Raw genomic sequence first — 12,744 nt, forward strand, 5'->3', positions numbered from 1 at the left:
ACTCGCCTGAAAGCCGGTCCGCCTCCCGCGGGCCGGCTTTTTCGTGTCCGGACACGGCGATCCGCGCCCCGCTGCGGCCCAATGCTCCGCCGGCTCCGGCGCCCGGATGGCTGCCGCTGAACCCGCACCCGTCCACCGTCCCGGCAGACCACGCCGATGGGCCGCCGATCCGACCCGCGAAGCGGATCGTGATGACCCGACCGGCGCAACGCCTGCGAGTAGCACCGGCTCCTTCCACAGACCCAGCACCTGCCGCTGCACGTGCGCGTGGCGATCGACCCGTCGGCGATCGCCGTTCCCGAGGCATCCGTAGCACCGGGCGAGACACGACGCGTCGCCCATCGGCAGCGCGCAGAAGGCCCATCCCCGCCCCATCCCCGCCCCGCTGTTGGCCTGGGCGCACGACACCGTTAAGGTGCGCCGGGGTACGCTGAGTGGCGTAGGGGGGAAGATCGATGAACCTTAGAGTGAGCGGCGCGGCCGAACGCGAACGGAGCTGAAGACCGCGTCTTGCGCGTGTCCCCCCGTCTGAGTCGATCGAACCTGCCCGACGCGCTGCCGCGCCTGATGCTTGCCGTCGCAGTGTCCGTGTCGGCGGTCGCGCTTCCCGGTCCGGCGCGCGCCTTCGATCTGTTCGGCCTGTTCGCCTCCGAGCCCGAACCGCCGGCCCCGGGCCCGACGGCGCTGCCCTATACGGTGCGCATCACCGGCACCGACGATGCCGACGTGCTGCGCGCCCTCCAGGACGTCTCGACCCTCCATCGCCTCCGCCAGGAACCGCCGCCGGACGGGGCGGGGCTCCTGCGCCGCGCCGAAACCGACCTGCCCAAGCTCGCCGACGTCCTGTCGGGCTACGGCTATTACCAGGGGGCAGCGTCGATCCGGATCGACGCCGTTCCGGTGGCCGGGCAGGCCGGGGCCGCGGCGGCGGTGCAGGCCGCGGAACAGTGGCGCAATCGCGGCCTGGTGCCGGTCCGGATCGCGGTCGATCTCGGGCCGCTCTACACCCTGCGCCGGATCGCAGTCCGGGACCGTGCGGGTCGGCCGTTCCCGGAATCCGAACTGCCGCCGCGGATCGTCCGGGTCGATGCGGACGTTCCGGCGCGCTCGGCCACGGTGCTGGCCCGGGAGGCCCGGATCGTCGACGAGTTTCGGGCCCAGGGACATCCCTTCGCCAAGGTCGTGGCGCGCGATCCCGTGGTGGACGACACCGCCCATGTCATGGACGTCACCTTCACGGTGGATCCCGGACCGGTGGCGGGCCTGGGGCCGGTGGCGGTGAGCGGTGCGTCCGGGATCGCCCCGGAGACGATCCGGTCGTTCATCTACGCCGAGCCGGGGGATCCGTATTCGCCGCAGGCGGTGGCGGCGATCCGCCGGTCGGTGGCGCGGATCGAGGGGATCGGCGGTGTGCGGGTCCGCGAGGGCGCCGCGCTGGACGCGGACGGCAACCTTCCCCTGTTCGTCGAGGTCAGCGAGCGCGAGCGCAATCTCGTCGGCATCTCGGCGCGCTACTCCACGGTCGACGGCCCGGGGGTTCGCGCCTACTACGCCAACCGCAACCTGTTCGGCGGCGGCGAGACCTTCCGGCTCGACGCGGACATCTACTATCTCGGGTTGGGCAACGACCCGTTCGCGACCCAGCGCAAGATCGCCGGCATCGGCTCCAACGGCCTCGGCGGCCGGCTGTCGGCGACCTACGTCCAGCCGGCGCTGGGCGGCACCCGCAACGATCTCCTGGCCAACGCCTTCATCACCCGCGAGGTGCAGCAGAGCTACCTGGTGGATGGCGGCGGCGTCTCGGCCGCGATCCGGCACCGGTTCTCCGACACGTTCTCGGCGCAGATCGGCCTGGACGCGCAGGCGGGACGCTCGAAGGATGCGCTCGGCACGGTCAATTACCGGCTGGTCGGCGTGCCGGCCTCGGTGACCTACGATTCCACCGACAGCCTGCTCGACCCGACGAAGGGGTTCCGGGCGATTGCGTCGCTCGCCGCCTATCCCGGGGCGATCTCGTCGCCCGGGATCGTCGTCGCCAAGGCGCAGGGCTCGACCTATTACGCCCTCGACGACGAAGCCCGCACCATCCTGGCCGGGCGGATCGGCTTCGGCTCGGTCTCCGGCGCGCCGCTCGGGGAGATCCCCGACAATTTCCGGTTCTTCGCCGGCGGCGGCGGCTCGGTGCGCGGCTACCCGTACCGGACGCTGGGACCGATCGGTCCGTTCAACCTGCCGATCGGCGGCCGCAGCCTGCTGGAGGCGTCGCTGGAGGCCCGGATCAAGGTCACCGACACGATCGGCGTGGTGCCGTTCTTCGACGCGGGCACGGCCTTCGCCTCGGCGCTGCCGGATTTCGACGAGAAGATCCGGAAATCGGTGGGCATCGGGCTGCGCTATTACACCGGTATCGGCCCGATCCGCGCGGATCTCGCCTTCCCGCTCGACCCCTACAAGGGCGGCCACGTGCGTCCGGCCGTCCTCTATCTCAGCCTGGGGCAGGCGTTCTGAATGCTGGTGTCACGAAGGCCGACAGCACCGCGCCGCCGGGCCTCCGCTCGGGAGATGTCGCTCCGCGCGCTGGTCCTGATCGGCCTCGCGATGCTGGTGCCGGCCGACGCGATGCCGACGCGCGCCGACGAGGGCGACAAGTCCGTGCTGGGGAGCCTCCTGTCCCGGGCGCTGTCCACCCCCGCGTCGCGGGTCGCCATCGGCGCGGTGGACGGAGCCCTGTCCTCCGATGCCACCATCCGCGACGTCGCCGTGAGCGACCGGGACGGCGTGTGGCTGAAGCTCGACAGAGCCCGCATCGTCTGGCGCCGGCTCGCCCTGCTGTCGGGGCGCCTGGAGGTGGACAGCCTCGAGATCGGGCGCCTGGACGTGCTGCGCCGGCCGATCCCCGGCCCGACGCCACCGGAGGCCAAGCCCGACGGGAAGCTCCTGCCGGACCTGCCCGTCAAGGTGGAGATCAAGGGCTTCACGCTGACCGAGCTGGTGCTGGCCGAACCGGTCGCCGGGCAGCCCGCGCGGCTGTCCGCGGAGGGGCGGGCGCGGCTCGGCGCGGCGAGCGAGGGGCTCGACCTGCAGGCGAAGGCGCAGCGCCTCGACGCGGCGGGGCGCTTCCTGCTCTCACTCCTCTACGTCCCGACGGGCGACCGCCTGGAGCTGAAGGCCAATCTGATCGAGCCCGCGGGCGGGCTCCTGTCGAAGGCCGCCAACATCCCCGGCACACCGCCCATCGACTTCGACCTCGACGGGACGGGAACGCTGGACGCGTGGAACGCCAAGCTGGACTTCACCGCCGGGCCCGAGATCGGCGCCAAGGGCGCCGCGAAGATCTCCCGCATCGGGGCCGAGCGGCGGCTCGCCCTCGATCTCGCCGCGCGCATCGAGGGCCTCGCCCCCGGCCCCGCCGCGTCGGTCTTCGCCGGGACGACCAAGCTCGACGGCGGCCTCGCCTTCGCGGATAGCGGCGCCTTCCGGATCGACCGGCTGGAACTGACCTCGCGCACGGCGCGGCTCGCGGCCGGCGGCAGCCTGACCAAGGACCGAGTCGCCGACCTGACGCTCCAGGCCCGCGCCCTGCCCAACGACGGCGCGGTGACGCGCGCCGGCGAGGCCGAGATCGGCAAGCTCGCGTTCGACGGCAGCCTGAAGGGTCCGCTGACGGCGCCGACGATCCGCGGCAGCCTCGACGCGGCCGGCCTGCGCAGCCGGGATTCCGCGCTGGAGCGCGTCGAGGCGCATCTCGGCGTGGAGCCTCAGGGCGACGCCTCGGCGCAAGGCTTCGCGATCCTGGCGGACGGCAAGGTCGAGGGCCTGCGGCTGGCCGATCCGGCCCTGCGCCGGGCCCTGGGGAGCCGGGCGGCGTTCACCCTCCGGGCGGCGTCCGGCCCGGACGGCGTGATCGACGTCGCGGCACTGCGCCTCGATTCCGAGACGGCACGGGCGCGCTACGCCGGCCGCGTCGGCCAGAACACGCTCACCGGCACCCTCGATGCGGCCTTGCCGGACCTCGCGGTGTTCTCGGGCCTCGCCGGGCGCGGCCTCGCCGGCAGCCTGGAGGCGAAGGCCCGCCTCGACGGCGATCCGGCCCGCAAGGCCGTTGCGGCCGATCTCACCGTGACCACCGCCGGGCTGGTCACCGGGGTCGCGGCCGCCGACAGGGTCCTCGGACGCGCGCCCACCCTGCAGGGTCGGGTCTCGCAGACCTACGACGGCTACGGCTTCGACCGCGTGCGCCTGGAGGGTGCGGGCCTTACCGCGACCCTGCAGGGCACGGCCACCGCGGCCGCCGCCGAAGTCGCTGGGCGCCTCGAGCTCAAGAGCCTCGCCGATCTCGACGGCCGCCTGACCGGCCGCGCCGGTCTCGACGCGCATCTCACCGGCTCCCTGGAACATCCCGACCTGACGGCGACGCTGACGGCGCCGGCCGCCACGGCAGACGGCAAGCCGGTCCGGGACCTGCGGGTGCAGGCCGCGCTCAAGGATGCCCTGCTCGCCCCGGACGGGAGCGTGCTCGTCTCCGGCGACGTCGCCGGCAAGGCGCTGACCGGCGGCGCTCACGGGGCGCGCCGGGGCGCGGACTGGGTGCTCGACCGGCTCGACCTCAATCTCGGCTCCGTGGCGATCGCCGGCAACGCCACGGTCGCCGCCGAGACCTGGCTCTCCGCCGGAACGCTCGCGGTGCGCGCCGGAAGCCTGGAGGACGTCGCGCCGCTCGCCCCCGAGCCGATGTCGGGACGTCTCGACGCCACCCTGGTGCTCGCCCGCGACGGCGGTCGGCAGGACGTGAGCGTCCGGGCGACCGGGGCGGCCCTGCGCTACGGCGCCTACGCGTTGACCCGCCTGGACGCGGACCTGAAAGGCCGCGATCTCCGGGCTCACCCGGTCCTGGACGGGCGCCTGGACGCCGACCGGCTGCTCGCCGCCGGCCAGCAGATCGACGCGGTCCGCCTCGCCGCCGTCGGCAGCCCGGGCGGCAGCGACGTGACGCTGACCGCCAAGGCGCGCGGGTTCGCCCTCGACGGCGCGGTCCGGGTCGTGCCGGCCGCGGAGACGCGCGTCGAGATCCAGCGTCTGTCGGCCGCCCGCGGGGGCGACCGCTTCGCCCTGAGCGGTCCCGCCACCGTCACCCTCCGGGACGGGGGCGCGGTGATCGACGGACTGGCGATCACGGCGGGCACCGGCCGGATCACCGTGGCGGGCCGGACGGGGCCGGACCTGGACCTCCGGGTCGGGATCCGCGCGCTGCCCCTGTCCCTCGCGCGGATCGCCGTGCCCGATCTCGCCCTGTCCGGCACCCTGGACGGCGACGCGGACCTGCACGGGTCGGCCGCGCGGCCGGAGGGCCGTTACGCGCTCACGGTCTCCAAGCTCGTGGCGCCGCAGACCCGGCAGGCCGGCCTGCCCCCCGTGGACCTCAGCGCGAAGGGAACGCTGTCGGACGGGCAAGCCAGTCTGGACGGGCGCGTCGCGGCCGGGCGGGGCATCGACCTGACGGTGCGGGGCACGCTCCCGGTCGAGCCGGGCGGCGCCGTCGATCTGCGCGCCCGGGGCACCCTCGACGCGTCGCTCGCCAACTCGATGCTGAGCGCGGGCGGCCAGAGCGTGGCCGGGCGCGTCGCCATCGACGGCGGCGTGACCGGCACCCTCGCGGCGCCGCGGGCGCAGGGCACGGCGCTGCTGACCGGCGGCAGCGTCACCGATCCGCTGAACGGCATCCGCCTGACCGGGATCGAGGGCCGGGTGACCGGGCGGGGCGACACCGTCGTGGTCGAGCGCCTGACCGCTGCGACCCGCAACGGCGGTCGGCTCGCGGTGACGGGACACGTGGCCCTGGCACCGGACTTTCCCGGCAGCTTCCACGTCACCGTCGACCGGGCCGAACTCGTCTCCAGCCCCCTGATGACAGCCGTGACGAGCGCCGACCTCACCCTCGCCGGCCCTCTGGTGCGCACGCCCCGGATCGCCGGCCGGATCGACGTGGTGTCGATCGACGTGGCGGTTCCCGACCGGCTTCCGGCCACGATCCGCCCGCTGCCGGGCGTGCGCCACGTCAACACGCCGCCGGAGGTGCGGGCGCGGCTGGCCCAGCGGGCGGGCCGGGCGGCCGCCCCGAGCGCCGGGCGGCGGCCGAGGAAGCCGGCCGTCCCGTTCGACGCCACCCTCGATGTCGCCGTGGAGGCGCCGAGCCGAATCTTCGTGCGCGGGCGCGGCATCGATGCGGAACTCGGCGGGGCGCTCCGGGTCACCGGAACCTCCGCGGCACCGAACGCCGTCGGCGCCTTCGCGCTGCGCCGCGGGCGCCTCGAACTCGTTGGCCAGCGCCTCGATTTCAGCCGGGGCCGGCTCACCTTCGCGGGGAGCCTGACCACGCCCGATCTCGACTTCGCCGCCGAGACCAAAGCCGGCGACGTGACCGCCCGCGTCGCCGTGTCCGGTCCGGCCGACGCGCCGCAATTCGCCCTGACCTCCGATCCGGTGCTGCCGCAGGACGAGATCCTGTCGCGCCTCCTGTTCAAGAAGGCCGCGGGCGGGCTGTCGCCGTTCCAGGCCCTGCAGCTGGCGCAGGCGGTGGCGCAGCTCTCCGGCGGCGCGGCGGGACCGGACGTGTTCGAGCAGGCACGCAAGGGCCTCGGGCTCGACAGCCTCGACGTGTCGACCGGGGCGAGCGGCGGGCCGGCGCTCGGCGCCTCGCGGTACATCTCGGACCGCGTCAGCGTCGGCGTGAAGGCCGGGGCCAAGCCGGCCGACACGGCGGTGGGGGTCGATTTCGACGTGACCCGGCGGATCAAGCTGAAGGGCGAGGCCGGCAGCGACGGCCGGACCAGCCTGGGCGTCGGCGCCGAGTACGAGTGGTAAGCTGCCGGTCCGCCGAGGGATGCTTGGACGAGAGGGATGCTTGGACGAGCAAGACGCCCTGTAGCATAGACACGCCGGGTCAATAGTTTAGGTTCAGTTCAAGCAGCCTGACAGCTGCAGATCGGGCGGGACACTTAAAGGGCGATGGACGAACTTTTCGAGACGGACGACGATCCCCCGGTGCCGGAGGGCGGCCTGCTGCGCATGCTGCCGATCATCAACCGGCGCGGACTGCACGCCCGGGCTTCCGCGAAGTTCGTCCAGACCGTGGAGCGCTTCAACGCCGCGGTCGCGGTGACCCGCGCGGGCGAGACGGTGGGCGGACGCTCGATCATGGGGCTGCTGACGCTGGGCGCCGCCATGGGTACCCGCATCGCCGTCACCGCTGTGGGCACGGATGCCGAGGATTGCCTGAACGCGATCGAGGCGCTGCTCGCCAACCGCTTCGGCGAGGACGAGTAGCGTCGCTCAGGCGGCCTTGCCGGGCCAGAGGCAGAGGTCGGAGACCGGGCAGCGCGGACAGGCGGGCTTACGGGCCGTGCAGATGTCGCGGCCGTGCCGGAACAGCCAGACATGCGCGCCGTCCTTGAAGCGCGCCGGCACTTGGTGCGCGAGCCCGTCGGCGACGGCATCGACGGTGGCGCCCGGCGCCAGCGGGATCCGGTTCGAGACCCGGAACACGTGCGTGTCGACGGCGATCACCGGCTCGTGGAAGGCGAAGTTCGCCGTCACCTCGGCGCTCTTCCGGCCGATGCCCGGCAGGCGGCGCATCTCGGCCGAGCTGGCCGGCACGGCACCGCCGAACGCCGAGATCAGGGCCGCCGAGAGCTTGACGATGTTGCGGGCCTTCGAGGGTCCGAGCCCGACCGGGCGGACGATCTCGGTGATGCGCGCCTCCCCCAGAGCCAGCATGCCGGCCGGATCCTTCGCCGTCGCGAAGAGGGCCTCGGCGACGCGGGAGACGGTCGGCCCGGTCGACTGGGCCGAGAGCAGAACGGTCACGAGCAGCCGGAACGGATCGGTTCGGTCGAACCCGGCCTTCGGGTCCGGATCGGCCTCCGCCAGACGGGCGAGAACGGCCTCGACGCGCTCGGCCTCGGCCCGCCCGGGCGGCGGAGGCGTCTTCGCGGCGGGCGGCCGGCGCGAGGCCCGGTGGAGTCCGTGAAGTGTGTCGCGCGCCATGAGCGCCAGCTAGGGTCCCGCCCTGCCGCCGACAGGCCGGGCCAGCGCGGCGGATTGACCGATCAGGATCGCGCCCGCCGCCACGGTACGGAGGCGCCGCCGGCACCGAGGTGGAGCGTCCCGGCGACGATCTCGCCGGCCCGGCGCAGGAACTCGACGCGCAGCGCGCCGCGGCGGCCGAACAGGCGGCTCACCACCCGGACCAGCGACGCCTCCGACGGATCGGCGATGATCGGCCGCCTGGCGGTGCGGGCGTCGAAGGTCAGGAAGGTCTCGACGGCGTCGCGCACGGCCTCGGGCTCGGTCATCGCGAGGACGTCGGACGCGGGTGCCTCCCAGCCCTGCGGGCGAATGCCGAGCAGGTGCCGAGCCGGGATCGGCCGCGGCCGCTCCGCACGGGCCGACGCCAGGACAGGGCGAGACGAGGCCGGGGTCCGCACGGGCTCGATGGATCCCACGAGGCGGATCGGGCGGCGTAGCGCCGCCAGCCGGGCCCGCAGCGCGCGGTCGACGGCGATTGCCGCCGCGTTCTCGATGAGGGCGTTCGCCGCCGCCTCCGCGGGCTGCCAGGGACGGGCGCGGCCGCCCCAGACCGGATGCGGCATCGCCAGCGGCACGACGCCACGCAGCGCCTCATGACCGGTCTCGGCGTCCCGGCTCCAGGCGAAGGCCACGGCGACCCGGCGGCCGGCGGGCCGGTGCTGGGCCAGCGGCAACAGGTGATCGGGATCGCGGAGCGGATCATGCACGGCGTGTCTCATCAGCATGGCACGCCATGCAGACACCGCCGCCGCGTCCACGGCATTGGGCGCACGCAGGTCGATCCGCCAATGGGCCCCCGCGTCGGCCGCCCCGGTCCCGTCGGGATCGGCGCGCGACCGGTGCGCGGTGTCCGTCATCCCGGAGAGTCCGCCCTGTATCACGCTGAAGCGTCGCACCATCGCGTGTCCTGCCTGTCGACGATCCGTCCCGTTTCGGGACGGTTCGACGCGCCCGAAGCGCCGTTCGGACGGAGGGCTTCAAGGACGATGCCGTCCCGTTGTCAGGGACCCGGGATCGCGAGGGGATTGTCGAAGAGGGCCGCGGCGTCCGGCGCGTCGACGCGCGGCCGGCCCAGGAAGGCGTCCCAGAGCCGGCGCACGAAGGCCGGGTCGAGGTCCCGCAGGATCAGCACGAGCCGCGAGGTGTGATCGGGATCGGGCCAAGCGGGCAGGGTGAGGGGGGCGTGGAACACGTGCTGCACCCCGTGCACCACCAGGGGGCGCTCGGGATCGTCGGCCAGCGCCACGATCCCCTTGAGCCGCAGCAGCTTCGGCCCGTGCCCCGAACGCAGCAGGTCCATGAACATCTCGAAGGCCGGGCGGGGCACGGGGGTCTCGCTCGTCAGGCAGATGGCCTCGATCGACGCGTCGTGCCGGTTCACGTCCGCCCCGCGTTCACCGACATCGGGGTCTTGGGCGCGCGCCAGCGCCGCGTCGCCGAGCCAGGCCCGCACGTCGGCGCCCTTGCCGTCGAGGCCGAAGAGGCCGCCGAGCAGCGCCTCCGCGGGGGCGTCCGGCCTGTCGATGGGCGCCGCCGGGTTGAGCGCGGCGAGCCGCCTCCGGATCCCGGTCGCGTCGCCCGCGAGGTCGGTCTTGGTCAGGACGATCCGGTCGGCGACCGCGACCTGGCGCAGGGCCTCCGGATGGGCGTCCAGGGTGGCGGCCCCCGTCACCGCGTCCACAACCGTCACCACGGCCTGGAGCCGGAACCGCAGCACGAGATAGGGATGGTAGATCAGGGCGTGCAGGATCGGCGCCGGGTCGGCGAGGCCGGTGGTCTCGATCACCACCCGGCGGAACGGCCGGATGCGGCCGTTGTCGCGCTTGCGCAGCAGGTCCTCGAGGGTCGCGATCAGGTCGCCCCGCACCGTGCAGCACAGGCATCCGGCCCCGAGCAGGATCATGTCCTCGTCGACGGTCTCGATCAGCAGGTGGTCGAGGCCGATGGCGCCGAACTCGTTGACGATCACCACCGTGTCGGCGAGCGCCGGATCGCGCAGCAGCCGGTTCAGCAGCGTGGTCTTGCCGGCGCCGAGGAAGCCGGTGAGCACCGTGAGCGGGATCGGCTCCGGGCGGCGGGGATCCGGGGCGGGGGCGGTGGTCTGGATCATGGCCGTCGACGTGGGGTCCGCAGGGGCCCGCGGCAACGTGCCGGGGGCTTCCGGAGCCGCCGTTATTCCTCGGCGGCGGCCTTCTTGGCCGTCGGCTTCTTGGCTGCCGGCTTGTGCGCGACGGTTTTGGGCGCGGGCTTCGCCAGGCCCCTGCCGGGTTTGGCCTCCGGCATCGTCGGCGTCTCGACGGCGGTGTAGGCGCTCGCGGATCGGGGGAGGGGATGACCCGCCTTGGCGGCGACCTTCGGGGCCGGATTGGCCGCCGCTTTCGCGGCCTGCGCGTGCGCCAGCCGCGCCTCGCGGGCCTGCTTGGCTGCCTCCAGAGCCGCCGCGCGCCTGACCTTGGCGGCTTCGAGCTTGGCGGCGCGGGTGTTGGCGGCGGCCGCCTTCTGCTCGGCCTCCTGCGTCTCGAGGATCTGCTGGCCCTCGGCCGGGTTGCGGCCGATCCAGACGGCGATCGGCTGGAGCGGCGCCCGCGGCGGCAGGCTGCGGGCGCGCAGCGCCGGGCTGGAGAAGGCGGCGAGCGCCAGCGCGGGCGAGTTCGCCGCGGCGCCGCCGATGAGCTGCGCCGCCGAGCCCGGGGCATTCAGCGCGCCGGGACCGTCCTCGATGGCCGGAGCCTTCTTGCCGCCGCACACGAAGGGCCGCATGTCCGGCGGCTGGACGAGGGCGGAAGCCGGAAGGGCGTCGAGGGTCGGGCTCGTCCAGCCGGGCGCCTGGGAGAAGCCGTAGTCGAACAGGTCGGCGGCCTTCACGTCGCGCTCGCGCGGGCTCGGCTGGCCCATCACGATGGTGACGATGCGGCGGCCGTTGCGGCTGGCGGTCGCCACCACGTTGAAGCCGCCCGAGCAGATGAAGCCGGTCTTCATCCCGTCGGTGCCGGGATAGCGTCCGAGCAGGCCGTTGTGGTTGGCCATCACGGCGCGGCCGAACTGGATCGCCGAGATCGAGAACAGGTCGTGCGAATCCGGGAACTCTCGGATCAGCGCCCGGGCCAGCACCGCCATGTCGCGGGCCGAGGTCCATTGCCGCGGATCGGGCAGGCCGTTCGGATTGTACCAGTGGCTGTCGCGCATGCCGATCCGCTGCGCGGTCTCGTTCATGAGGGCGGCGAAATTGTCGACCGAGCCGCCCAGGGACTCGCCGATCGCGTAGGCGATGTCGTTGGCCGACTTGACCATGATGATCTTGAGGGCGTTGTCGAGGGTCAGCTGCGTCCCCGGCTTGAACCCCATCTTCGAGGGCGGCTCGGCGGCGGCGGCGGCCGAGATCGTGATCATCGAATCGAGCGAGACCTTGCCCTGACGCACGAGGTCGAGGGCGACGTAGGTGGTCATCAGCTTGGTGATGGAGGCGGGGTACCAGGGATCCGTCGGCGCCTGCGCGTAGATCACCTTCCCCGAGTCGACGTCCGCCACCAGGATCGGCACCGTGACGGCGTTGGCCGCGCCGACCCCGACCAGGATCGGTCCGAGGAGACCCGTCAGGGCCGCGAGGCCGACGGTGAGACACCGGAGGGGGGAAGAGGACATTCGAGCCCGACTCGTCAGAGGATCGCCAGGGTCGGCGCCGCGAGGCGCCGGTCGTCCGGCCGGCTGGCCGGAGCGCGGCACGACCCGGACGGCCTGGTTCGGTCGCCGAGCAGCATCTCGGCATGAACGGGGCTTCCGTGGCAAGAGCAAGGCGAGCCCGCGCGGCGGGGCTGCGCGGCGCGGTTGTCAGTGGTCCACGGAACGCACACCCCTTATGTGCGGCTCAGGGCTCTTCCGGCCGGGGCCGGCGCCGGTTCGGCGCACGGGAGCGCGTCACAGAACGGGCGGCGGGCCGTTCCCGATGGCAACGCCGACGGGAACGGCCGCGGGCCGGCGACGAGGGTGGCTGGGACGACAGTGGCTTACGCGGTCAAAGAGATCTTCCACACGCTGCAGGGCGAGGGCGCCCAGGCCGGGCGCGCGGCCGTGTTCTGCCGCTTCGCCGGGTGCAACCTGTGGTCCGGGCGTGAGGCGGACCGCGCGGCTGCGGCCTGCCGGTTCTGCGACACCGACTTCGTGGGCCTGGACGGGGAGGGCGGCGGACGCTTCGCCGACGCCGCCGCCCTCGCCGGTGCCATCGCGGCGGCCTGGGCGGGGGGGCCGGACAACCGCTACGTCGTGTTCACGGGCGGCGAGCCGCTCCTCCAGCTCGACGCGCCCCTGATCGAGGCCGTTCACGCGGAGGCGTTCGAGATCGCCATCGAGACGAACGGCACGTTGCCCGCGCCCCCCGGGATCGACTGGATCTGCGTGAGCCCGAAGGGACGCAACGCCCTCGCGCAGATCACCGGCGACGAGCTCAAGCTGGTCTACCCGCAGGACGATGCGGATCCGGCGGATTTCGTCGGCCTGGGCTTCCGCCACCGCTTCCTCCAGCCCATGGACGGGCCGGGTCAGATCGCCAGCACGCAGGCGGCGATCGCGTATTGCCGGCGCGACGCCCGCTGGCGTCTGTCTCTGCAGACCCACAAGATGATCGGCATCCCCTGACAAGATTTCTTTCAGGTGAGCGCCAGC

At 73.6% G+C, this 12,744-nt stretch carries 8 protein-coding genes; 4 read left to right on the forward strand and 4 right to left on the reverse strand.

The window, feature by feature from the left end; translation table 11 throughout:
• Positions 1–567 precede the first annotated feature (567 nt).
• The 3 genes from MKL01_RS32055 to MKL01_RS32065 all read left to right on the forward strand — a co-directional run bounded on the left by MKL01_RS32055 (position 568) and on the right by MKL01_RS32065 (position 7,323).
• Positions 568–2,508, forward strand: a complete 1,941-nt coding sequence (locus tag MKL01_RS32055) for an autotransporter assembly complex protein TamA (RefSeq protein ID WP_243909460.1) — start codon at positions 568–570, stop codon at positions 2,506–2,508.
• 54 nt (positions 2,509–2,562) lie between these two features.
• A complete protein-coding gene (locus tag MKL01_RS32060; RefSeq protein WP_409566393.1) occupies positions 2,563–6,861 on the forward strand; it encodes a translocation/assembly module TamB domain-containing protein in 4,299 nt (1,432 codons plus the stop codon).
• 144 nt (positions 6,862–7,005) lie between these two features.
• A complete protein-coding gene (locus MKL01_RS32065) occupies positions 7,006–7,323 on the forward strand; it encodes an HPr family phosphocarrier protein (RefSeq protein ID WP_243909216.1) in 318 nt (105 codons plus the stop codon).
• Positions 7,324–7,329: 6 nt separating this feature from the next.
• On the opposite strand, the gene nth is transcribed toward MKL01_RS32065, so the two are convergent.
• The 4 genes from nth to MKL01_RS32085 form a co-directional block, all read right to left on the reverse strand.
• Positions 7,330–8,043 carry an endonuclease III domain-containing protein gene (gene nth / locus MKL01_RS32070; RefSeq protein WP_243909217.1) on the reverse strand — a complete coding sequence of 238 codons (714 nt, stop codon included), beginning with the start codon at positions 8,041–8,043 and terminating at the stop codon, positions 7,330–7,332.
• A gap of 62 nt (positions 8,044–8,105) precedes the next feature.
• On the reverse strand, positions 8,106–8,942 hold the full coding sequence (locus tag MKL01_RS32075; RefSeq protein WP_243909218.1) for a GNAT family N-acetyltransferase: 837 nt from the start codon (positions 8,940–8,942) through the stop codon (positions 8,106–8,108).
• Between the two features lie 143 nt (positions 8,943–9,085).
• Positions 9,086–10,195, reverse strand: coding sequence for a CobW family GTP-binding protein (locus tag MKL01_RS32080; protein WP_243909219.1), 1,110 nt, complete (start codon positions 10,193–10,195; stop codon positions 9,086–9,088).
• A gap of 62 nt (positions 10,196–10,257) precedes the next feature.
• The gene (locus tag MKL01_RS32085; RefSeq protein ID WP_243909220.1) at positions 10,258–11,727 is read right to left on the reverse strand and encodes a D-alanyl-D-alanine carboxypeptidase family protein; all 1,470 of its coding nucleotides are present in this window, start codon (positions 11,725–11,727) and stop codon (positions 10,258–10,260) included.
• Positions 11,728–12,084: 357 nt separating this feature from the next.
• Between MKL01_RS32085 and queE the strand changes: the two genes are divergently transcribed.
• The gene (gene queE, locus MKL01_RS32090) at positions 12,085–12,717 is read left to right on the forward strand and encodes a 7-carboxy-7-deazaguanine synthase (RefSeq protein WP_243909462.1); all 633 of its coding nucleotides are present in this window, start codon (positions 12,085–12,087) and stop codon (positions 12,715–12,717) included.
• Positions 12,718–12,744: the final 27 nt, after the last annotated feature.

The organism is Methylobacterium sp. J-070 (genome assembly GCF_022829385.1).
GTDB lineage: Bacteria > Pseudomonadota > Alphaproteobacteria > Rhizobiales > Beijerinckiaceae > Methylobacterium.